We start from the raw sequence: 24,211 nt of genomic DNA, 5'->3' as shown, positions 1-24,211 counted from the left end.
AATCTAAGAAGTCTAAGTTAGTCTAAAAATCTAAGCTAGTCTCTTTTTACGATCGTTGCCGAAGCTTGTGCTGTCGGATAAACAATTAAATCTGCGATATTTACATGGTATTTTCTTGAAACCACAAAATGAATGATATCAGCAATATCCTCAGCTTGCAATGCGTCTAGACCTTTATACACATTTGAAGCTCTGTCGGCATCGCCTTTAAATCGAACTTCGCTGAATTCCGTTTCTACCATTCCCGGGTGAATTGCTCCAACCCTAATTCCGTACGGATTCAAATCCATTCGCATTCCGTTGTTGATAGCATCAACAGCGTGTTTTGACGCGCAATACACATTCCCGTTCGGGTAAACTTCTTTACCGGCAATTGAACCAATATTAATAATGTGTCCCGATTTTCTCTCAATCATCTGTGGAATAATAGCTTTCGAAACGTACAAAAGTCCTTTCACATTAATATCGATCATAGCATCCCAATCGTCAATATCTCCATTTTGAATAGGATCCAGACCGTGTGCATTTCCTGCATTATTTATTAAAACGTCAATTTGCGAAAATTCTGTTGGCAAAGAATTGATAGTTGAAAAAACATCCTCTTTATTACGAACATCGAATGAAAGTGAATGCACTTCTGTAAAAGCCGAAAGCTCTTTTTCGAGTTCTGCCAAGCGTTCTTTACGTCTTCCGCAAAGGATAACTTTATAATCGTTTTTTGCCATTATTTGCGCCGTTGCTTTTCCAATTCCGCTAGTGGCTCCAGTTATTAAGACTACTTTTTTCATGATTTAATTTTCCTGATTTTAAAACGCAAACCAACCGTCTAATCCTTAAGATTTGATTAATTAATTATGCAAAATTACTGTATTACTACACTAAACAGGCTTTATTTTGCGTTATTAATTTACTAATTTAAAAAAAAGTAAGTTATGAAAAAAGTAAGCCTCAATTTTAGAATATTTCTTCTAGCCTCAATGTTATGCTTGTTCTTAACAAGCTGTAGTAATAGTGACAGCGATGATAGTTCACAAACTTCAAAAGTCAGTGTCAGAATGACTGATGCACCAGGCGATTATGACGAAGTAAATGTCGAAGTAGTAGATGTCAAAATTAAAAGTACTTCAGAAACTGGTGAGGACGGATGGGTTAGCATCGGAAACATTACACCAGGAATATACAATTTACTTGATTTAACTGGTGGTGTAAATGTTCTTTTAGCAGATAATGAAGTTCCATCGGGATATTTGGGTCAAATTAGATTAATTCTTGGCGAGCACAATACTGTTGTAAAAGACGGCAAAACATATCCTTTAAAAACGCCAAGTGCACAACAATCAGGTTTGAAGTTAAAAGTTAACCAAACATTAACAGCTGGTGCTACTTATGATTTTTTACTAGATTTTGATGTAGAACATTCTGTAGTTGTAGAAGCAGGTAATTCCGGCGGCTTCAATTTGCACCCGGTTATCAGAGTATCTACTACTGCAACATCCGGAATAATAAAAGGAATTGTAACTCCTTTCACTTTTCAATCTTTAGTAACAGTTCAGGTTGGAGACGCAACAGTATCTGCTTATACTAATGAGTTGGGAGTTTTTCAACTAAACGGAATTCCTGCCGGAACTTATACGGTAACAATTACACCGGATGTAAGTTCAACATTACCTCCTTTAGTGGTTCCTAATGTAGTGGTCGTTAATGGGCAAATCTCAAATATGAATACTCTTATTTTAAAGTAATTAAGGATTTTCAATCATAAAAAAACAGCTATCCCTACATTTTAGGATAGCTGTTTTTTCATTTTTATTTTATTTATTTTTTTGCCACAGAAAATAATAACCTTTAATCTGTAACTAATAATTTTTATTTTCCCATTCTTCCAAATTCAATACCATATTAAGTGCTGTCCAGGTTTCGCCATCTACTTCTCTTATCAATTTTTTATCTGGGTTAATAACGAAGCCAACTTTTTCGTAACACTTTATGGCACCAATATTAAAATCGAAAACATTCAATTCAATATTTCGTTCTCTTCTATTTTCTAGAATATATTGCAGTAATAAAATTACCATTTGCTCACCAATTCCTTTTCCTCTTTGATTTTTATCGATAATCAGGATTCGGCCTAATTTTGCAGAATCATCTTTGAAATAAATCTCACAATGTCCAATAGTATTCCCATCAGAAGAATTGGCAACTCTAAAAGCAATTCTGTTTTGATCAGAAAGCGTTTTATCAATTTGCTCTTCTGTTAATGGAAAAGTAAATTCCGGTCCACCAAATTGCATTAGATCTTTTGCATTTTTGATGGAATCAATCAATTCAGAATAGAACTTTTTATCAAATTTTTCAAGGCGTATCATTTATCAGAATGTATTATTACGGCACATCGTCGCCCATACTTTCTGTCCAGATGGCGAACCAGTCTTCTTTGTCCATTTCTAATTCTGCCGCTTTCATCAACGACTGAATTCTGGCAATATTTACTGTGCCCGCAATTGGAATTACACCTGCAGGATGTTTTAAAATCCAGGCCAGTAAAAGGGTATCTGAACCAAAACTGTATTTCTGAACCAAATCCGCAAGCAGCTTTTTCAAACGGCGTGTCTTCTTCGTATCTTCTCTAAAAACAGTCCCAAGCGGATTCCATGACAATGGTCGAATTCCATGTATTTGCATATAATCCAGGCTCCCATCAGTCATCGCTTCATAATGTGTCGCTGAAAATTGTACCTGATTAAAGCTTACTTCTGTTTTTGAGCGAATTAATTCAGTTTGCGAACTGGTAAAATTCGAAAGTCCGAAATCTATAATTTTTCCTTCTGACTTTAATTTTTCAACGGCTTCAGCAATTTCATCAGCCTGCATTAACGGACTTGGTCTGTGCAGTAAAAAAACATCAATAAAGTCAGTTTTTAATTTCTTCAAAGATTCTTCAGCAGACCAGATAATATATTCCTTCGAATATTCGTAATGTTTAATTTTGTTATCCGGGCGTTTTTCAGCAATCATCTGAATGCCGCATTTTGTAATTAACTGTAATTTTTCTCTTGAAATTTTACTTGCCTGGAAAGCTTTTCCAAAATCTTCTTCTGTGGTATATGATCCGTAAATATCGGCGTGATCAAAAGTGGTAATTTTGTTTTCGATACAGATTTGTATCATGTTTTCCATTTCTTTAGTTGTAAGGTTTTTATCCCAAACTCCCCAATTCATAGTGCCCGAAATTATGGGCGATAACGTTGTTTTGCTCATGGTTTTATTGCGTTATTTTTGGTAATAAATATGCTTTTGTAAAGCATAATCATCAAAGTTCTTAAAAATATAAAAATAGATTCACAATTCGTCCTTAAAATTAGTGCATTGGTCGAAGTTTTAACCATTCTTTAACATCTTACTTCTCAAAAAATATTCAATTTGCACTCTCAAAAGTTAGGCATAAAAATCAACGTTTTAAAAAGGTTTTAAAAATATTTATATGGAAGAAAATACAACGACTTTAGACATTAGAGCGATAAATGAAAAAATTGAGAGAGAAAGTGCTTTTATAGACCTTCTTACAATGGAAATGAACAAAGTTATTGTGGGCCAGAAACATATGGTCGAGCGTTTATTAATCGGGCTTTTAGGACAAGGGCATATTTTACTTGAAGGAGTTCCGGGATTAGCCAAAACTTTAGCGATAAATACTTTGTCGCAAGCGGTGCAGGGTTCTTTCAGCCGTATCCAGTTTACTCCGGATTTATTGCCTGCCGATGTTGTCGGAACGATGATTTATAACATAAAGGCAAATGAATTCTCTATTAAAAAAGGGCCAATTTTTGCCAATTTCGTACTTGCCGATGAGATTAACCGTGCTCCTGCCAAAGTTCAGTCAGCACTTTTAGAGGCGATGCAGGAAAAACAAGTCACTATTGGCGACACGACTTTCAAATTGGATCGTCCGTTTTTAGTACTGGCAACTCAAAACCCGGTAGAGCAAGAAGGAACATACCAGCTTCCTGAAGCTCAGGTCGATCGTTTTATGTTGAAAACGGTAATTGATTACCCAAAAATTGATGAAGAACGTTTTGTAATTCGTCAAAACTTAAAAGGAAGTTACGAAAAAGTAAATCCTGTAGTTTCTGTAGAACAAATTTTGCGTGCGCAGGAAGCGGTTCGTGAAGTTTACATGGACGAAAAAATCGAAAAATATATCCTAGATATCATCTTTGCTACTCGTTATCCAGAGAAGTACAAACTTGCCGATTTAAAACCTCTTATCAGTTTTGGAGCATCGCCACGTGGAAGTATCAATTTAGCCAATGCGGCAAAATGTTACGCTTTCATCAAACGTCGTGGTTATGTAATTCCAGAAGACGTTCGTGCAGTTGTACATGATGTTTTACGTCACAGAGTTGGATTAACGTATGAGGCTGAAGCCGAAAACATTACTTCTGTAGACATTATCAACAAAATCGTAAACGAGATTGAAGTACCTTAAAAAGTTGATGGTTGATAGTTTTTTGTTGATGGTACATACGCCATCAACCAACAACCATAAACCATAAACCAAATCACAAATGGATACAAAAGAGCTTTTAAAAAAAGTACGGAAAATAGAAATCAAAACCAAAAGACTGAGCAATCATATCTTTTCGGGAGAGTACCATTCTTCATTTAAAGGACGCGGGATGACTTTTAGCGAAGTGCGTCAATACCAATATGGCGATGATATTCGTAACATCGATTGGAATGTAACCGCACGCTATAACGAAGCCCACGTAAAAGTTTTTGAAGAAGAACGCGAATTGACCATGGTTTTAATGGTTGATATTTCGGGTTCAGAAGGTTTTGGTTCAAAAAGTCAGTTTAAAAAAGACATCGTCACCGAAATTGCGGCAACGATGGCTTTTTCGGCTACACAAAACAATGACAAAATTGGATTAATATTATTTTCTGATAATGTCGAACTTTATATTCCACCAAAAAAAGGCCGTTCGCACGTATTGAGAATCATTCGTGAATTAATCGAATTTGAACCAAAAAGCAACAAAACGGATATTTCACAAGCTTTGAAGTTTTTATCAGGAACACAAAAAAAGAAAGCGATCGTTTTTGTGATTTCCGATTTTATGTCTGAAAATTACGAGCAGACTTTAAAAATAGCTTCGAAAAAACACGACATCACAGGTGTTCGTGTCTATGATATCCGCGAAGAAAAAATCCCGAATTTAGGAATGGTAAGTATGTTGGACGCTGAAACCGGAAATATTCAATTGGTCGATACAGGCTCCAAATCGGTGCGAATGAATTACGAAAAACATTATCACGACAGAGTCAATTATTTCAAAGATATTTTCAGTAAATCAGGAGCTGGTGTTGTAAACACAAGAGTCGACGAAAATTACGTGACAAAATTATTGGGTTATTTCAAATCTAGATAGTGATTTAAGAATTAAGATTAACGATTTTTGATTTATGATGGGCGTGATAATTAAATTTAGGAAATGAATAAACAAGAATTAGAAAATAGATTGATTGATTTTGCCGCAAGCATAATAAAACTAACTATTAAATTTGAAAAAAATTACGCTGGAAATCACTTATTAGGCCAAATAACAAGATCAAGCACATCGCCTGCTTTAAACTATGGGGAAGCACAAAGTGCCGAAAGTAAAAAAGATTTTATTCATAAAATGGGGATATGTTTAAAAGAGTTAAGAGAAACTTTTGTTTGCTTAAAGATAATTGAAAAAGCAAATTTATCAACAGATTCAGAAAATCTATTAAAAGCAAAAATAGAAGTCAATGAATTAATATCAATTTTTGTTTCAAGTATAAAAACATCAAAAAATAATTCATAAATAAAAATGAAAGATTATAATTTTCGTTTCGTAATAAATCTGAAATCAAAAATCGTTAATCTTCAATCGTTAATCAAATGAAATTAAAATTTTACATATTTCTATTTTTGCTTACTTCAGCTGTTTTTGCACAACAAAAACAAGTTGAAACAAGTATTGATACTACAAAAAATAAAATTGGAGCTGAGTTTAAGTTAACGCTTAAAACGGTTGTCAGTTCAAAATCGAAAGTTGTTTTTCCGAAACTAAAAAACATTGGACCTTTGGAGGTTATTCAATCGTACCCAATTGATACAGTTAAGAAAGATGACACTTACGAACTGATCAAAAAATACGGCTTGACCCAATTTGATTCGGGAAAATATACTATTCCGAGTATCAAAATTTTAATAGATAAAAAACCTTATTTATCAGATTCTATACGTGTTGAAGTTGCGAACGTAAAGGTCGACACTATGCAGCAAAAAATGTATGACATCAAAGACATTTCCAGCGCTGAAAGCAATAACGATTGGTGGATTTATGTTTTGATTGTCATCGTAATTCTTGCAATTGGTGCCTTTGTTTATTGGTATGTAAAAAAACATCAGAAGAAAAAAATCGAAGAAGAAGTTTATAAAACGCCAATAGAAAAAGCAACAAGTTTATTGAATAACCTGGAATCAAAAGAATTGGTTCAAAAAGGTGAAATCAAAGAATATTATAGTGAATTAACGGATATTGCCCGTAATTATATTGAAGAAGCGATTCATATTCCGGCAATGGAAAGTACTACTTCTGAATTGATTCAGGCGATCAGATTAGCTTCTACTAAAAAGAAAATGACGCTAACTCCTGAAACCGTTGAGAATTTAGAGCGCGTTTTACGTCAGGCCGATTTAGTAAAGTTTGCGAAATCTAAACCTTTAGATTTTGAAATTACCGATGATAGAAATAAAATTCAGAAAGTAATCTTAACGCTTGATAATGCAATCCCGACTGAAGTTCCGGCTGAAGAAGAAGATCAATTATTGAATGAAGCCCAAAGACAAAAGCAAATTCAGCTTCAATTGCGTAAAAAACGCAACAAACGAATTACTATAGCTGCTGCAACTGTTGTATTCTTATTAACTGCGACAACAACATTTTTCGTCGTAACAAAAGGCTTCGCTTATGTAAAAGATAATGTTATTGGTCATCCATCAAAAGAATTATTAGAAGGCGAATGGGTAAGAAGTGCTTATGGTAACCCTGCTGTTCTAATCGAAACTCCAAAGGTTTTAAAACGTATGGACACCCAAAAAGTGCTTCCAAAGGAAACCATGGCTTTGATTAAAGAAATGCAGCTTTTTGTATACGGAAGTATGATTGATAATTTCTATGTTACCGTTTCTACAAGTAAATTTAAAAACCCCGTTGAACTTGATCTGGCAAAAACTTTAGAGGGTACTTTAAAAATTATTGAAGCTCAGGGTGGACAAAATATTATTGTAAAACAAGAAGATTTCCAGACAAATGCGGGTATTCAAGGACTTAAAGGATATGGAACAATGACAGTCCTAAATCCTGTTAGTAAAACAAGTACAAAAGCATATTATGAAATTTTACTTTTTAAACAAGATCAGGGATTACAGCAAATTATGATTTTACATCAGGAAGGCGATACATATGCAAATGATATCACAACCCGAATTTTAAATTCCGTTGAACTTCAAAAAGCGAGCAATTAATGGAAAAGATAACTTTTTTAAATCCGGAATTTTTTTGGCTGTTTCTTTTAATTCCAATTGCAATTGCTTGGTTTTTCTGGAAACGCAATCAGCAATCGCCTACTTTAAAAATGAGTTCAACTCAGGGTTTTAAAAACAGCGAATCATTATTAACCAAATTAAAACCTTGTTTATACGTATTCAGAATAATTGCCTTAAGTTCTTTGATTATTGCTTTGGCAAGGCCGAGAACAGTAGATATCAGCAATCAGACTAAAACAACAAAAGGAATTGATATTGTAATGGCAATTGACGTTTCAGGAAGTATGCTGGCAAAAGATCTAAAGCCAAACCGTATGGAAGCTTTAAAAAGAGTTGCCGGAGAATTTGTTGAAGAAAGACCAAATGACAGAATTGGATTGGTTTTATACGCTTCAGAAGCCTATACTAAAACTCCTGTTACAAGTGATAAAGCTATTATTTTAGAAGCTATCAAAGACATTAAATACGATAATGCGCTACAAGACGGAACCGGAATTGGAATGGGTTTAGCAACGGCCGTAAACCGACTTAAAGACAGTAAAGCAAAAAGTCGCGTAATCATTTTGATGACTGATGGTGTTAACAATGCCGGTTTTATTGAACCTGAAACTGCTGCCGATATTGCTAAACAATATGGAATAAAAGTTTACACAATAGGAATTGGAACCAACGGAATGGCGCCATCTCCTTATGCATACGCTCCCAACGGAGGTTTTTTATTCAAAATGCAAAAGGTTGAAATTGACGAACAATTAATGAAAAGTATCGCCCGTAAAACCGAAGGGACGTATTTTAGAGCTACAAGCAATGACAGACTAGCTCAAATTTATAGTGCGATCAATAAATTAGAAACAACAGAAATTCAGGAATTAAAATTCTATGATTACGACGAAAAATACAGAGGATTTGTTTTATTGGCAGCCTTTTTATTATTGTTGGAAGTTGGTTTGAGAAATACAGTTTATAGAAGCTTTATTTGATTTTGGAAAAATCAAAAAATTCCAATTTTTGAAATTCCAAATAACAAAAAGGGAAACTGGAATAAAAAGCGAGAAACAATAAAAGTGAAATTTAAAAATTTAAATTTTAGACAACAGCAAAGTTTGGAATTTGGAATTTAATTTTTGGAATTTAAAAATTATATGGAATTAGACGAAAAAAAATATTTATACCTTTTATTCTTACTCCCAATTGTGGTGTGTATTTTTCTTTTCAATATGTATTGGAAAAGAAAAAAACAGCGTGAATTTGGTGATTTGGAAATGGTGAAAAGACTGAGCCCTGAACGTTCTGTTTTTAAACCTGTATTAAAATTATCTATACTGCTTTTAGCCCTTGCATGTTTGATTATCGGATTAGTAAATCCGAAGATTGGCACGAAAATGGAAACTGTAAAACGTGAAGGTATCGATATTGTTTTCGCAGTCGACGTTTCTAAAAGTATGCTGGCCGAAGATGTGGCACCAAGTCGTTTAGAAAAAAGTAAACAATTGGTTTCACAAATCATCAATAACTTGGGAAGTGACCGAATTGGAATTGTAGCTTACGCAGGAAGTGCTTTTCCGGTTTTGCCAATCACTACAGATTATAGCGTAGCTAAAATGTTCCTGCAAAGTATGAGCCCGGATATGGTTTCGTCTCAGGGAACTTCACTTGATGAGGCAATCCGTTTATCATCGACTTATTTTGATGAAAAAAGCAAAACAAGCAAGTTATTGATTTTGATTTCTGATGGAGAAGATCATTCTGAAGGAGCCTCTTCTGCAGCTGAAGAAGCCAACAAATTAGGAATGAAAATCATCACGATTGGTATCGGGACAGAAAAAGGCGGTACTATTCCTTTAAAAGAAAACGGCGTAGTAAAAAGCTATCAAAGAGATCAAAACGGACAGGTTGTTATTACGAAACTGAATCAGGAAGGTCTGAAGGCAATCGCAAAAGCAACCAAAGGTGGATATGTGTATGACGGAAGCACCAAAGAAGTTTTAGATTATATAAAAAATGCATTAAATAATATTCAGAAAACAGAATTTGAGGCTACGCAAATGGCCGATTTTCAATCGCAATTTCAATGGTTTCTTGGCTTTGCTTTTTTATTGTTGTTTGTAGATATTTTCCTTTTGGAAAGAAAAACAAACTGGATAAAAGAATTGAATTTATTTAACGAAAAAAAATAATAAAGTTAGCCACTAATTTCACGAATTTACACGAAAAAGAAGCTATTAAATTACTCTGTTTTGTGAAATTTAAATTAAAGAAAAACAAAATCTAATTAGTGATAATTAGTGCAATTCGTGGCAGGCAAACAAAAACATAAAAATTAGAATGAAAAATTTACTTCTTTATATTTTACTAACGTTTTCCTTAGCGGTTTCGGCTCAGGAAAAAGACAAGACATTGCCTGATGCCAATGAAGAATATAAACAGAATAAATTTGTTGACGCTGAGGCAAACTATAGAATTTCGCAGTCAAAATTCCCCAAAAAGGGTGTGGCTTCGTACAATTTAGGAAATACGATTTACAAACAAAATCAAGCTTCTGAAGCAAAATTTGCTTATGGAAAGGCGATTAAAAACGCAAAAACAAGGCCTGAAAAACATAAAGCATTTCATAATTTAGGAAATGTCTTCATGAAAGAGAAAGATTATACGCAAGCCGTTGAAGCCTACAAACAAGCTTTACGCAACGACCCAACTGATGATGAAACGCGCTATAATTATGCTTTAGCGAAGCAAAAATTAAAAGAAAATCCTCCGAAAAACGACAAAAACAAGGATAAAGACAAAGACAAGGATAAAAACAAAGATAAAGACAAGGATAAAAATAAAGACAAGGACAAAGACAAAGACAAAAAAGACGACCAAGGCGATAAAGACAAGGATAAAAAAGATGGTAAAAATAATCCGACGAAAGATGATAAGTCAGACAACAACAGACAACCAAAACCACAGCCCGGCGGAATTTCAAAAGATCGTGTCCAGAATTTATTAGATGCCGTTAATAACGAAGAAAAGAAAGTTCAGGATAAAGTAAACGCTCAAAAAGTAAAAGGTAGTCCGAAGAAAACAGAAAAAGACTGGTAGTTTTTTTTGGTTAATCGTTTAACCGACAATTCGTTTAATCGGATATTATTCATTAGACGAAAAAAAAGCAAGCGATTAAACAGTTAAACAAACAACGATTAAACAACAAAATGAAAAGATATTTAATTCTATTACTATTCACTTTTCAAGGGCTTATGGCTCAAGTTCAATTTGAAGCCAGAGTAAGCAAAAATACGCTTGGAATAAACGAAAGATTTCGTATTGACTTCATTATGAATGTTGACGGAGATAACTTCGACCAGCCTTCTTTTGACGGATTTAGAATTGTAGCAGGACCAAGTCAGCAAATAAGCCAATCCTGGGTCAATGGACGAAGCTCTTTTCAAAAAATATACTCTTACATTCTACAACCGGCACAAAAAGGAACTTTAACTATCAAACAGTCTTCTATCGAATTTAATGGGCAGATTTACAAAACGTCTCCTATAAAAATCGTGGTTACTAATGCCGTTGCTCAGGAAAGAGATCCGAGTGACAGACCACAAGGTGCAGGAAGCGAAACACTGAATCTGGTTGCCGAAATTTCAAAAACAAATCCGTACCTGAATGAACCAATTACAGTGGTTTATAAATTATACTTCAATAATATTAATGTTACCGGTTTTAAAGAACTTGGAAAACCAAAATATAATGATTTCTGGAATCAAAACATAGAAATCAAACAGTTAGCTATCGAAGAAGGAAGTTACAAAGGACAAAAATGTTATTTTGTGGTTTTGAAAAAGACAATTTTATATCCGCAAAAATCCGGAAACCTCACAATTGAACCCCTTTCACTCGATATTGGGGTACAACTACCCACAAACAGGACTAACATGTTTGGTCAAATGCAATTGATTGACGACAATAAAATTGTTTCAGCAGGAGCAAAAACAATCCATGTACGCCCACTTCCGGAAGCTACTAAACCAGAAGGGTTTACTGGCGCTGTTGGAAAATTTGATTTTAAAGTTACACCTTCAAAAACTACTTTAAAAAATGGTGAAAGCCTTGATTTATTTGTAACTGCAACAGGAACAGGAAACATGAAATTGTTTACTTTGCCAAAACCGGTTGTACCAAATGCGTTAGAAATGTATGATCCTGTTCATGACGAAAAAGTAACTACTTCGTTGTCTGGAATGTCTGGTAAAATTTCAGATAAATACACTATAATTCCGCAATACAAAGGGAAGTACGTTATTAAACCAATGCAGTTTTCTTATTTTGATTTGAATTCAGGCTCTTATAAAACAATAACTTCTCAGGAAATTACCGTTGATGTTTTAGATGGTCCAATGCAGGCCGAAGCAGATGCCACAGCAAACGCGTCTAAAAATGTAATTACCAAAACAGAGCAATTCAAATACATAAAACCAAAAACAACATTAGTCTCAATGGCTAAAAATGATTTTTATGGTTCTAATTTATATTATGGCTTATTGTTGGCACCTTTCTTAATTCTGCCAATTATTGTTTTAGTTAAGAAGAAAAAAGAAGCTATTGACAGCGATGTAACAGGAAACCGCATCAGAATGAATAATAAGTTGGCGAAGAAATATTTATCTGAAGCGAAAAAACAACTTAATAACAAAGAGCCATTTTATATTGCGTTAGAAAAAGCGATGCATAATTTCCTGAAAGCTAAATTGCATATTGAGACTTCAGAAATGAGCAAAGACAATATTCGTGAATTGTTATTGTCTAGAAATGCAAATCCTGAAACAGTTCAGAGTTTTATTAATTTGACCGAAAACTGTGAATTTGCGCGTTATGCTCCGGCGTCAAGTGCTTCGATTCAGCAGGATTATGATAAAGCTGTATTGATAATTTCAGAATTAGAAAAACAGATTGTTTAACCGTCAGGGCTATTTTACCGCAAAGTGCGCTAAGAAAGTTATTTGCATTGTGTTGATTTTAAGTTCGCAAAGTTTAAAAAACAAACCTTACTAGTTTTAAATATTGGTCAGGTTTAAATAAAATAAAATGAAAAATATAGTATATCTCTTTTTATTAATCACTCAGGTTTTCTTTGCTCAGAGCAGCTTTGAAAAAGGAAATCTTTTGTATCAGGATAATAAGTTTGAACAGGCCGCGCAGGAGTATGAAAATGTTCTAAAAGAAAATAAACAACATTCGGCAGAATTGTATTTCAATTTAGGAAACTGTTATTACAAACTAAATAAAGTTGCTCCTTCGATTTATAATTATGAAAAGGCATTGGTTTTAAAACCGCACGATGAACAGACTTTAAACAACTTAAAATTCGCCAAAAAACTAACTATTGACGAAATTAAAGAAGTTCCGAAAGTTGGTTTCGCGAAATTGATTCAGAACTTTACAGGGATTTTCAACTATAATACCTGGGCTAAAATTGCTGTCGGAATTGCTTTTCTTTTCTTATTGAGTTTTATCGGTTATTATTTCTCACAACTTACACTTTCGAAAAGAATATATTTCATTGGAATGTTTATTCTTTTGGTAGCACTAGCATTAAGTATTGCAGCCGGAATGTCTGAAAAAAATCATTTTGACAACGATCGCCCTGCAATTGTTTTTTCAGAAGTAAGTGAAGTTAGAAGTGAACCACAAAAAGCAGGATCTGCAATTTTCTTATTGCACGAAGGTGCCAAAGTATACGTTACAGAAACGCTTCAAAACTGGAAAAAAATTGAATTAACAGACGGAACAGAAGGCTGGATTGATGCTTCAACAATTAAGGAAGTGAAATAAACTTCAAAATTTAAAATAAAAAAATCCCAAATTCTAACTTTAAAATTGGATTTGGGATTTTTCACTTTTACAACTGATATAAGTATATTTTAATTGTCTGAAATAGAGAGATAAATTTACTTATATCGTTTATATCTAATTATTGCCAAGATGATAACTTTGCGAACTTAAAATCAACACAATCTAAATCACTTTTCTTAGCGCACTTTGCGGTTAAATAATTTGCAGTTAAAACTTATACACCTGCCCAGGCGTCACACAATAATCCAACTTTACATCAGATTCAAAAATATCATCAATTTTCTTTACAGCTTCAAAAAACGAAAGACCAATTTTGATGGTTTCAGGTTTACATTCAGCTAAGAATTTATCATAAAAACCTTTTCCATAACCAATACGATTTCCAAAAGTATCAAAAGCCAAAAGCGGTACAAAAACAACTTCAATAGTTTCAGACGGAACTGGTAAACCATTTACAGGCTCCGGAATGTTATATTCGTTTTTTTTAATTTTGGTATTATCCGTCAACAAAAAATGCGACATTTTTTTTGTCTCAAAATCACTTTTGGAAACTACGATTTCTTTATCTTTTCCTGAAAGCAAATGGAGAATGTATTCGGTATTGACTTCTTTCTGCTCTTCAATAGGAAGAAAAACATGATAATAGGTTTTGTCCCAAATTGACAATTGAATTAAACTATTAGCAATTTCCAGACTCTTTTCTTCTATGGCATCAGGAGAAAGTTCTTTGCGAAGGTTTTTATAGTGTAAACGAAGTTCTTTTTTATTCGTCACCATCAGGAAGTGTTTTAGAAATGTGATAAATTGCATCGCCTTCATAAACAATTGGCGAATGGTTTGCATTGATGATAAAACCATCATGTGGCGCTTTTACTTTTTGCTCAAACTTACCAAACGGATCTGTAATTATAGCCAAAATAGTTCCTTTCGTAACAAATTTCCCAATCAGATTATAATCATGCAGTAAGCCCGAACATTTAGCCCGCAACCAAACAGAATGTTTAATATAAATCGAAGGATGTTCAGCTTCTTCAACGATTTGCTTTGGGTCCAACATATCAAGGTAATGCAGCAAACGCTTCACTCCCATTACTCCTTCATTAGCAATAACATTATTGATATCTAATGATTTTCCTCCTTCAAAAAGAAGCATTTTAACATTTGCTTTTTCAGATGTATTTCTGAAAGAACCAGTAATATTTTTCGAATACAGAGTAAATGGTGCATTAAAAACATCTGCCAAAAGTCGCAGCTCCGGATTATTTTCGGTTACTCTGATTTGAGGTGCATTAAATCTGCTCGCCCCACCCGCATGAAAATCAACCGCATAATCTACGATAGGCAAAATTTCAGCAACGATATGAAAAGCAAAACGACTGGCAAGAGAACCTTTTTTACTTCCGGGGAAAACACGATTTAAATCACGTCCATCCGGAAATTCTCTCGATTTATTTACAAAACCATACATGTTAATAATTGGAATACAAATAATAGTTCCGCGAGTTGGCCGATTTATTTTTTTACTGATGAGCTGGCGCACAATTTCTACTCCGTTTATCTCGTCTCCGTGAATTCCCGCCGAGAACAAAACTACCGGGCCATCTATTTTAGAGCGACGCACAATAACCGGAATATTAAGCTTTGTAGTCGTATGCAATCGGGCAATCTCAACGTTTATCGTTCTATTTTCTCCTGGCAAAACCGGTTCGCCAAAAATAATCATGGGCTTGTTATTTTTCATATAGAATTATAAAATCTAAATATAGAAATTATTCTTTTGATTTCGTAAATTTGACTCTAAATCCCATGTTAAGCTTCTTAAGAAAAATAAAACAGTTTTTCAGAACGCTTTTCGACCATCTTCAGAAACAAACAGAATGCAAAAACCGTCTTTAGAACTTCAAATACAAACCTTGCCGGACAATCCCGGTGTGTATCAATATTATGATAAAGACGAAAAAATATTGTATGTTGGAAAAGCCAAAAACTTAAAAAAAAGAGTTTCATCCTACTTCAATAAAATTCACGATACGGCAAAAACGAATGTACTGGTTCGAAAAATCGTAACCATAAAACACATTGTTGTTCCTACCGAAACCGATGCTCTTTTGTTAGAAAATAACTTAATCAAAACATTGCAGCCAAGATACAATGTACTGCTTCGTGATGATAAAAGTTACCCTTGGATTTGTATCAAAAAAGAACCATTTTCGAGAATATTTTCTACCCGAAGAATGGTCAAAGACGGCTCTGAATATTTTGGCCCGTACACCAGTTTCAAAACGGTGCATACTATTTTAGATTTAATCAAAGAATTATATCCTTTGCGAACCTGCAATTATGATTTGAATGAATCGAATATTAATTCTGGGAAATTTAAGGTTTGTCTGGAATATCATATTGGCAATTGCAAAGGCCCGTGCGAAGGCATAGAACCTTTGGAAGATTATCAGCGGCAAGTTGACGCTATTCGTGAAATTTTAAAAGGAAATTTCAAAGAAAGCATGAAAGACTTTAAACGTTTAATGAATAATTATGCGCAGGATTTACGTTTTGAGGAAGCTCAAAAAATAAAAGAAAAAATTGAAATTCTCGAGAATTACCAATCGAGATCAACGATTGTAAATCCGAAGATCACCAATATTGATGTGTTTTCGATTGTGTCAGATGAAAGTGCAGCGTATGTAAATTTTCTACAAATTTCCCACGGCTCGATTATTCGTTCCCATACTTTGGAAATGAAGAAAAAGCTGGACGAAAGCGACGAAGAATTATTGGAATTAGCCATCATTGAACTTCGTGAACGCTTTCATTTATTATCAAAAGAAGTTATTGTTCCTTTTGAAATTGATTTAGGAGAAAAAATTAAAACAACAGTTCCACAACTTGGAGATAAAAAACAAATTTTAGATTTATCGATTCGTAACGCCAAATTTTACCGAATCGAACAGTTGAAACAATTACAAATTGTAGATCCTGACCGACATACCAATCGCATCATGGCGCAAATGCAAAAAGATTTACGCTTGCCTGTTGAACCACGTCATATTGAATGTTTTGATAACTCAAATATTCAGGGAACTAATCCGGTTGCTGCTTGTGTGGTTTTTAAAGATGGAAAACCAAGTAAAAAAGACTATCGCCATTTTAACGTAAAAACGGTTGAAGGCCCCGATGATTTTGCGTCGATGACCGAAATTGTGTATCGCCGATACAAAAGATTATTGGATGAAAATGAGCCACTTCCGCAATTAATTATTATTGATGGTGGAAAAGGACAATTATCTGCGGCTTTAAAAAGTATAGACGATTTAGGATTACGCGGAAAAATTGCGATTATCGGGATTGCGAAACGTTTGGAAGAGCTTTTTTATCCCGGCGATTCTATTCCGTTATATTTGGACAAAAAATCTGAAACGTTAAAAGTGATTCAGCAATTACGAAATGAAGCGCACCGATTCGGAATCACATTTCATCGTGATAAACGAAGTAAAGCAGCTCTCAATTCGTCTGTAGAAAGCATTCCGGGGATTGGCGAAAAAACAATGCTGACATTGATTCAGCATTTTAAAAGTGTTAAAAGATTAAAACTGGCTACAGAAAAAGAAATTTCTGACGTTATAGGAGTATCAAAAGCCAAAAAAATTGTCGACTTTTACAAAACAAACTAGTTGTTTTTTATGTGCCTAAACCAATTGTCCAATTCAAATACCCGGTTAAAAGATCTTTTTTCCAGCCCGACATCTATCGGAGGCTGGATTGTACTTATTGTTCTGATATTATTCGCGTATCCTCAAAAATCCTTTGCGCAGGAACAAAAAAAAGATAGTATAAAAAGACCAAAAATCGGACTGGTTTTAAGTGGCGGAGGCGCTAAAGGTTTTGCGCATATTGGTGTTTTGAAAGTCCTGGAAGAAGCTGGAATAAAAATCGACTATATTGGCGGAACAAGTATGGGAGCCGTAATTGGCGGACTTTATGCTTCTGGATACAACGCATCACAAATTGATTCTATTTTCAAACAAACCAATTTCGACGAATTAATAAACGATTATATTCCACGTGCCTCTAAAAACTTTTACGGCAAAAAAAATGACGAACTATACGCCGTAGTTTTACCGTTCAGTAATTTCAGGATTGGCATCCCCGAAGCCCTTTCAAAAGGCATGTACAATTATAACTTACTGAGCAGCCTGACGCGTAATGTTCGCCATATTCGTGATTTCAATAAACTGCCAACACCTTTTTTATGTATTGCAACCAACATCGAAACCGGGGAAGAAGTTTTGCTGAATAAAGGAAGTCTGGTGCAGGCCATGGTGGCAAGTTCAGCATTTCCATCCTTATTTACTCCTGTTGAAATTGATGGAAATTTATTAGTAGACGGCGGTGTTGTCAATAACTATCCGATTAAAGAAGTGCGTGATCTTGGTGCTGATATTATAATTGGAGTTGATGTTCAGGACGATTTGATGAAACGAAAAAATCTTAAAAATGCAACCCGTATTTTAGTTCAGATCACCAATCTTCAGTCGATTGATAAAATGAAAAGTAAGATAAAAGATACTGACATTTATGTAAAACCCGACATTCGCGATTTTGGTGTGATATCATTTGACAGAGGTGAAGAAATCATCAGAAAAGGAGAAGAAGCGACTTTTGCGGTATATGAAAAACTCAAAACGTTAGTCAGTGAAGAGAATTTCTATAAAAAACCCAAACTAAAACTTAGCTCAGATACTATTCAGATAAACAAAATCAACAGCGACCCATTAGACAATTATACCAAAGAATATATCAATGGTAAACTTCGTTTTAAACCAGGAAGTACAATAACATATAACGATCTGAAAAGAGGAATAAACAATTTGAATTCTACCCAAAACTTTAGCACCATTTCTTATTGTTTACAACCTGACGGCAAACACGATGACCTTGATTTGGTTTTGAAAGAAAACCCAACCCAAACCTATTTAAAACTCGGATTACACTATGACGGCCTTTATAAAAGTGCAATTTTATTAAATCTTACTCATAAAAAGACGTTTTTAAAAAATGATGTTACCTCATTAGACATTATTCTGGGAGATAATTTTAGATACGATTTAAATTATTATATCGAAAACGGATTTAATATCAGTTTTGGATTTCGTTCCAGATTAAATCAATTCAACCGAAATGTCACTACAAGTATTAGTAACTTAGGCAATACACCGACTGTAAACCTTTTAAATGTTGATTTTTTAGATTTAACAAACCAGGCGTACTTTCAAACCATTTTTGTTCAGAAATTTTTGATGGGTGGCGGTTTAGAATACAAATACTTAAAAATAAATTCGCCAACATTAGCTAATGTGGACAATATCATAGATAAAAGCAATTATTTTAGTGTTTTTGGGTACTTAAAATATGATTCATTCGACAATAAAAGTTTTCCTCGTTCCGGATTATATTTTTCTTCGGATGTACAAACTTTTTTAGCTTCATCAGATTATACCAATAAATTTAAACCTTTTTCTATTGCAAAGGCCGAAGTTGCTTTCGCTAAAACGCTTTTCAGAAAAGCCACTATCAAAGTTGGAGCAGATGCCGGATTTAATATAGGCAGTAATAGCGTTCCTTTTTTTGATTTTATTCTGGGTGGTTATGGCTACAGTAAAATTAATAACTTCAATTACTTTTATGGATACGATTTTCTAAGTATCGCTGGTAATAGTTATATAAAAACGGATATTACTTTAGATTATGAAATTTTGAAAAAGAATCACGTCAATTTTTCGGCCAATTTTGCCAATTTAGGTGATGACATTTTCAGCACAGTTGACTGGGTATCTATGCCAAAATATACAGGTTATGCCCTTGGATATGGATTGGAAACTATAATTGGTCCGATCGAAATAAAGCAATCCTGGTCGCCTGAAATGTCTAAAAGTTTTACTTGGTTCAGTATAGGATTTGTTTTTTAAAGTCATTTATCACTCCTATAATAAATCAACAAAAACCTACTATTTTTATGTTATATAAATTTTATATCAAAAAAACTGGAAGATTTCATTTATATAAACGATATAATTTATAATTTTACTCGATAAAAATTACGACATTTGTTATAATGAAAACAAAATGGACAGGTTTATTAGAGTATCTTCAATTCCTCATCAAGAGAAATCCTGAGTGAAGCTATCGAATTGAGATAATTAGTCAATACAAAAATTGAGCTGATTATCTGTTCAGACAATTCAAATTTTTCGAATTATCTAATTTACAAATTATCTAATTGAAAAGCCATGCCATTATATCATAAACTTGGAGATTTCCCTCAAAAAAGACACACCCAATTCGAAAAACCAAACGGAGGTTTTTACTACGAACAATTGTTTGGTACCGAAGGTTTTCACGGGCATTCGTCACTATCATATCATGTTCACAGACCTACACAGGTTAAAGAAATTTTAAATTCATATTCGGTTGAACCAAAAATTGCAATCGGAAAAAACATAAAATCATTACTTTTTAAAGGTTTTGAATTAAAACCTGAAAATGATTTCTTAGATAGCCGCAAAGCCATGTTGGTCAATAAAGATTGCATTATTGGACTTGCAGCCCCAAAAGAATCACTTCGAAATTATTTCTACAAAAATGCCGATGCCGATGAAATGCTTTTCATCCATAAAGGAAAAGGAAAATTAAGAACCATGTTAGGAAATATTCCTTTCGAATATGGAGATTATTTAATTATTCCGAGAGGCATTATTTACCAAATAGAATTCGAAACAGAAGAAAACCGACTATTTTACGTCGAATCTTATTCACCATTTTATACTCCAAAACGTTATAAAAACCAGTCAGGGCAACATCTAGAACATTCACCCTTTTGTGAGCGAGATTTTATTTTGCCAAGCGAATTGGAAACACATGACGAAAAAGGTGATTTTTTAATTAAAATCAAAAAAGAAGGTATGATTCACGAAGTGGTTTATGCGACACATCCTTTTGATGTTGTGGGTTGGGACGGTTACAATTTCCCATACGGATTCTCAATTCATAATTTTGAACCAATAACGGGACGTGTTCACCAACCGCCTCCGGTACACCAAACTTTTGAAACGGCAACTTTTGTCGTTTGCTCGTTCTGCCCGAGACTTTACGACTATCATCCAAAAGCAATTCCGGCGCCATACAATCACAGCAATATAGATTCTGACGAAGTACTATATTATGTAGATGGCGATTTTATGAGCCGTAATAATATCGAGCAAGGTCATATCACCTTACACCCAAAAGGAATTCCACACGGTCCTGCACCTGGCGCGATGGAACGTAGTATTGGTCATAAAGAAACCCAGGAATTAGCCGTTATGGTTGATACTTTCAGACCGCTTATGGTTACTGAAGAAGCTATGGGATTAGATGATGGTCAGTACTATAAATCCTGGACTGAATAAATTTATTGCAATCGATCTAACCGCAAAGTCCGCAAGGATTTTACGCAAAGATCGCTATGATAAACTTTGCGAACCTTGCGTAAAATCCTTGCGTTCCTTGCGGTTAAAAAACAAATCTTAAAAAACATTTCGGCAAATCAAATAAACGATTAACCGATTAAACAAATAAACATCATGAGTAAAGAAGTAAAATCAGTAGAATACGGATTAGAAAAAATATTTGAAGGAGCACAGGATTTCCTTCCATTATTAGGAACAGATTATGTAGAATTCTACGTAGGAAATGCAAAACAATCGGCACATTATTACAAAACTGCCTTCGGATATCAGTCATTGGCTTATGCCGGATTAGAAACCGGAGTAAAAGACAAAGCATCTTATGTTTTAAAACAAGATAAAATCAGAATTGTTTTGACAACGCCTTTAACGCAGGATTCTCCAATTCACGCACATCTTCAAAAACATGGCGATGGAGTAAAAGTAGCAGCGCTTTGGGTTGAAGATGCCAGAAGTGCCTATGAAGAAACTATGAAACGTGGTGCCCGTTCTTTTATGGAACCAACTGTAGAGTCAGATGAATTTGGAGAAGTAGTTCGTTCAGGAATCTACACTTACGGAGAAACGGTTCACATTTTTGTAGAAAGAAAAAACTACAATGGGGTTTTCCTGCCAGGTTACAAAGAATGGAAATCAGACTATAATCCAGAGCCAACCGGATTGAAATACATCGACCATATGGTTGGAAATGTGGGATGGAACGAAATGAATACCTGGGTAAAATTCTATGAAGAAGTTATGGGATTCGTGAATTTCTTATCATTTGATGACAAACAAATCAACACGGAATATTCAGCTTTGATGAGTAAAGTAATGTCTAATGGAAACGGAAGAATTAAATTCCCAATCAATGAACCAGCAGAAGGAAAGAAAAAATCACAAATCGAAGAATATTTAGATTTTTACGGAGGACCTGGAATTCAGCATATTGCCATTGCAACTGATGACATTATCAAAACTGTTTCGGATTTAAAGGCTCGTGGTGTTGAGTTTTTATCTGCTCCACCACATACCTATTATCAGGCAATCCCAGAACGATTAGGTGTTCACATGGATATGATGAAGGAAGATTTAAACGAAATTGAAAAATTAGCTATCATGGTCGATGCTGATGAAGATGGTTACTTATTACAAATATTTACAAAGCCAGTTCAGGACAGACCAACGTTATTTTTCGAAATTATTCAAAGAATGGGCGCAAAAGGTTTCGGCGCAGGTAACTTTAAAGCCCTTTTTGAGTCGATTGAGAGAGAGCAAGAATTGAGAGGAACATTGTAAAATCACAATATTTTTACATTATGTAGAAAAATTCTCTGTAAAATGATGCTTTTTTTGCAAATGTTATGTTAAACTCGCCTTTTGCTATTTCTTTTTTGAACTTTCTGTATATCTTTGCACTCGCAAATCAAGAAGGGGTGGTTTCCTTCTGAATTGATATAAATTTCATAATTTATAGTTTTTTGGTTAGTTAATAGCATAAAAACTCAGTCATTTCTTGACTGAGTTTTTTTGTTTTGGTACATTTGGAATAGAATTTGCATTTCGTTATCTTTATAATGAAATGTAAAGATTGTACTATGAAAAAGCTGGTTCTCATCATATTAATTCTCACTTCCTTCTCTTTTGATACTCAAAAAGAAGATGCCTTTGGGACGGGAGAATACTTCAAATTTAGAATCCATTATGGAATTGTCAACGCCGGTTATGCCACACTTGAAATTAAAGATGCTACCATAAATAATAAAAAAGTACACCATGCAGTGGGTAAAGGTTACACAACAGGCATGTCAAAATTCTTCTTTAAAGTAGAAGATTTATATGAAAGTTATTTTGATAAAGAGACAGGAAGTCCTTACCGGTACGTCCGAAAAATTGACGAGGGTGGTTACACCAAAAATCAGGAAGGTTTTTTCAATCAAAGTGAAAATAGGGTTTTAGTAAAAGACTACAAACGAAAGACTGAAAAAACTATTATCACAGTTGATAACGTTCAGGATATTATTTCCTCTTTTTACTATCTGCGAAATCATCCAAATATTGACAAGCTTAAACCTGGAGAAGCCATTACAATTGACATGTTTTTTGATGAAGAAATAACAAAATTTAAGTTAAAATATATAGGCCGTCAAGATATTACAACTAAATTTGGCACCGTTTCTACCTTGGTTTTTAAACCTCTGGTACAAACAGGGAGAGTTTTTAAAGAACAAGAAAGCGTAACACTCTGGATAACAAACGACGACAACAAAATACCTATCAGAATTAAAGCCGATCTTGCAGTAGGATCGCTCAAAGCTGATCTGGAAGAATACAAAGGATTAAAAAATCCATTTAAAGCAAAAAAATAATGAACCCTACTGATCATTCAGAATCAATCTTAAAAGAAATTGACCTTAAATTTCAAGCTATAAATCAAAAAACTGATACACAGCTTGAAGGCTTACTTTGGTCAAAACCAATCACATATTGGGATTATATCCAAACTGATGCTCTTTTAAATTTACAAATACAACGCACTACACTTCCTGATGAAATGGTTTTCATTATGTACCATCAGGTAAATGAATTGATCTTTAAAATGATTCTGTGGGAAATTGATCAGATTGCAGATACACAAAATATTCAGGTTGATTTTTTCAGCGAAAGATTATCCCGAATTACAAGATATTTTGACATGTTAACCAATTCGTTCAGTATTATGGAGAACGGAATGGAAGTCGATCAATACATGAAATTCAGAAATACGCTGACTCCCGCCAGTGGTTTTCAGAGTGCACAATATCGTTTAATTGAATTTGCTTCGACCGATGTAATTAATTTAACGGATCGAAGATACAAGGCAAATTTTGATGAAAATACGGACTTAGAAACCAGTTTCGAACATTTATACTGGCAGGCCGCTGGAAAAGATTACCAAACCGGGAAAAAATCTTATCTGCTTCAGGAATTTGAAAACAAATATAAAGATCAGTTCTTACGTCAGATATCTACTTTCAAAACAAAAAATATCTGGCAGAAATTCACACAACTACCAGCGGAAGATCAGCAAAATCCAGAATTGATTAAAGCAATGCGCCATTATGACCATACTGTAAATATTACATGGGTAATGCAACATTTGAACACAGCAAGAAAATACATTCTGGAAAGTGGAAAAGGAAACGGTGAAGCAACTGGAGGAAGCGACTGGCAAAAATATATGCATCCAAAATACCAAAGACGCATCTTTTTTCCTAAATTGTGGACCGAAGATGAATTGTCCAATTGGGGAAATGAAGAAACCATTTAATTT

21 protein-coding genes are annotated in these 24,211 nt (G+C 34.1%); 16 read left to right on the top strand and 5 right to left on the bottom strand.

From position 1 onward, the window contains the following. Positions 1–35: 35 nt before the first annotated feature. Positions 36–788: an SDR family NAD(P)-dependent oxidoreductase gene (locus J2X17_RS17165; protein ID WP_310300763.1), complete on the bottom strand. Its 753-nt coding sequence runs from the start codon at positions 786–788 to the stop codon at positions 36–38. A gap of 144 nt (positions 789–932) precedes the next feature. Between J2X17_RS17165 and J2X17_RS17160 the strand changes: the two genes are divergently transcribed. Next, a complete protein-coding gene (locus J2X17_RS17160; protein ID WP_310300760.1) occupies positions 933–1,742 on the top strand; it encodes a DUF4382 domain-containing protein in 810 nt (269 codons plus the stop codon). Positions 1,743–1,856: 114 nt separating this feature from the next. Here the strand turns inward: J2X17_RS17160 and J2X17_RS17155 are convergent, their stop codons facing one another. Together J2X17_RS17155 and J2X17_RS17150 are read right to left on the bottom strand one after the other, a co-directional pair. Further along, positions 1,857–2,366: a GNAT family N-acetyltransferase gene (locus J2X17_RS17155; RefSeq protein WP_310300756.1), complete on the bottom strand. Its 510-nt coding sequence runs from the start codon at positions 2,364–2,366 to the stop codon at positions 1,857–1,859. Between the two features lie 16 nt (positions 2,367–2,382). After that, positions 2,383–3,258: an aldo/keto reductase gene (locus J2X17_RS17150; RefSeq protein WP_310300754.1), complete on the bottom strand. Its 876-nt coding sequence runs from the start codon at positions 3,256–3,258 to the stop codon at positions 2,383–2,385. 223 nt (positions 3,259–3,481) lie between these two features. Here J2X17_RS17150 and J2X17_RS17145 point away from each other — a divergent pair, with 223 nt between their 5' ends. From J2X17_RS17145 to J2X17_RS17105, 9 genes are all read left to right on the top strand, one after another. Further along, positions 3,482–4,486, top strand: coding sequence for an AAA family ATPase (locus tag J2X17_RS17145; RefSeq protein ID WP_310300750.1), 1,005 nt, complete (start codon positions 3,482–3,484; stop codon positions 4,484–4,486). A gap of 79 nt (positions 4,487–4,565) precedes the next feature. Further along, positions 4,566–5,429: a DUF58 domain-containing protein gene (locus tag J2X17_RS17140; RefSeq protein ID WP_310300748.1), complete on the top strand. Its 864-nt coding sequence runs from the start codon at positions 4,566–4,568 to the stop codon at positions 5,427–5,429. 63 nt (positions 5,430–5,492) lie between these two features. Next, positions 5,493–5,849 (top strand): four helix bundle protein, encoded by a 357-nt coding sequence (locus tag J2X17_RS17135; protein ID WP_310300745.1) that lies wholly within the window; start codon positions 5,493–5,495, stop codon positions 5,847–5,849. A gap of 77 nt (positions 5,850–5,926) precedes the next feature. Further along, the gene (locus tag J2X17_RS17130) at positions 5,927–7,558 is read left to right on the top strand and encodes a phenylalanine--tRNA ligase subunit alpha (RefSeq protein ID WP_310300742.1); all 1,632 of its coding nucleotides are present in this window, start codon (positions 5,927–5,929) and stop codon (positions 7,556–7,558) included. Then, the gene (locus J2X17_RS17125) at positions 7,558–8,559 is read left to right on the top strand and encodes a vWA domain-containing protein (RefSeq protein WP_310300739.1); all 1,002 of its coding nucleotides are present in this window, start codon (positions 7,558–7,560) and stop codon (positions 8,557–8,559) included. The genes J2X17_RS17130 and J2X17_RS17125 overlap by 1 nt, the downstream gene beginning before the upstream one ends. Before the next feature lie 162 nt (positions 8,560–8,721). Then, positions 8,722–9,756 (top strand): VWA domain-containing protein, encoded by a 1,035-nt coding sequence (locus J2X17_RS17120; protein ID WP_310300737.1) that lies wholly within the window; start codon positions 8,722–8,724, stop codon positions 9,754–9,756. A 148-nt stretch (positions 9,757–9,904) separates the two neighbouring features. Next, entirely contained in the window at positions 9,905–10,663 is a 759-nt protein-coding gene (locus tag J2X17_RS17115; protein ID WP_310300734.1) for a tetratricopeptide repeat protein, read from the top strand. Positions 10,664–10,773: 110 nt separating this feature from the next. Then, a complete protein-coding gene (locus tag J2X17_RS17110; RefSeq protein WP_310300731.1) occupies positions 10,774–12,522 on the top strand; it encodes a BatD family protein in 1,749 nt (582 codons plus the stop codon). A 127-nt stretch (positions 12,523–12,649) separates the two neighbouring features. Further along, the gene (locus tag J2X17_RS17105; RefSeq protein ID WP_310300728.1) at positions 12,650–13,396 is read left to right on the top strand and encodes a tetratricopeptide repeat protein; all 747 of its coding nucleotides are present in this window, start codon (positions 12,650–12,652) and stop codon (positions 13,394–13,396) included. Between the two features lie 228 nt (positions 13,397–13,624). Here the strand turns inward: J2X17_RS17105 and J2X17_RS17100 are convergent, their stop codons facing one another. Together J2X17_RS17100 and J2X17_RS17095 are read right to left on the bottom strand one after the other, a co-directional pair. Continuing rightward, positions 13,625–14,194 (bottom strand): 5-formyltetrahydrofolate cyclo-ligase, encoded by a 570-nt coding sequence (locus tag J2X17_RS17100; RefSeq protein ID WP_310300725.1) that lies wholly within the window; start codon positions 14,192–14,194, stop codon positions 13,625–13,627. After that, complete coding sequence (locus J2X17_RS17095) at positions 14,181–15,158, bottom strand: succinylglutamate desuccinylase/aspartoacylase family protein (RefSeq protein WP_310300723.1); 978 nt, start codon at positions 15,156–15,158, stop codon at positions 14,181–14,183. Before J2X17_RS17095 ends, J2X17_RS17100 begins: the two co-directional genes overlap by 14 nt. 136 nt (positions 15,159–15,294) lie before the next feature. On the opposite strand from J2X17_RS17095, the gene uvrC reads away from it, so the two are divergent. The 6 genes from uvrC (at position 15,295) to J2X17_RS17065 (ending at position 24,208) form a co-directional block, all read left to right on the top strand. Continuing rightward, positions 15,295–17,088: an excinuclease ABC subunit UvrC gene (uvrC, locus tag J2X17_RS17090; protein ID WP_310300720.1), complete on the top strand. Its 1,794-nt coding sequence runs from the start codon at positions 15,295–15,297 to the stop codon at positions 17,086–17,088. Between the two features lie 9 nt (positions 17,089–17,097). Further along, positions 17,098–19,383, top strand: a complete 2,286-nt coding sequence (locus J2X17_RS17085; protein ID WP_310300717.1) for a patatin-like phospholipase family protein — start codon at positions 17,098–17,100, stop codon at positions 19,381–19,383. Positions 19,384–19,704: 321 nt separating this feature from the next. Continuing rightward, positions 19,705–20,862, top strand: coding sequence for a homogentisate 1,2-dioxygenase (locus J2X17_RS17080; RefSeq protein WP_029270889.1), 1,158 nt, complete (start codon positions 19,705–19,707; stop codon positions 20,860–20,862). A 174-nt stretch (positions 20,863–21,036) separates the two neighbouring features. Further along, on the top strand, positions 21,037–22,197 hold the full coding sequence (hppD, locus tag J2X17_RS17075; protein WP_310300715.1) for a 4-hydroxyphenylpyruvate dioxygenase: 1,161 nt from the start codon (positions 21,037–21,039) through the stop codon (positions 22,195–22,197). Between the two features lie 299 nt (positions 22,198–22,496). Then, on the top strand, positions 22,497–23,267 hold the full coding sequence (locus tag J2X17_RS17070; protein WP_310300710.1) for a DUF3108 domain-containing protein: 771 nt from the start codon (positions 22,497–22,499) through the stop codon (positions 23,265–23,267). Beyond that, positions 23,267–24,208, top strand: coding sequence for a tryptophan 2,3-dioxygenase family protein (locus tag J2X17_RS17065; protein WP_310300706.1), 942 nt, complete (start codon positions 23,267–23,269; stop codon positions 24,206–24,208). The genes J2X17_RS17070 and J2X17_RS17065 overlap by 1 nt, the downstream gene beginning before the upstream one ends. Positions 24,209–24,211 lie beyond the last annotated feature (3 nt).

Origin of the sequence: Flavobacterium aquidurense (assembly GCF_031458035.1) — a bacterium.
Taxonomy (GTDB): Bacteria; Bacteroidota; Bacteroidia; order Flavobacteriales; family Flavobacteriaceae; genus Flavobacterium; species Flavobacterium aquidurense_C.
The sequence above is the reverse complement of the archived record's forward strand: the minus strand, read 5'-3'. Positions and strand labels throughout refer to the sequence as shown.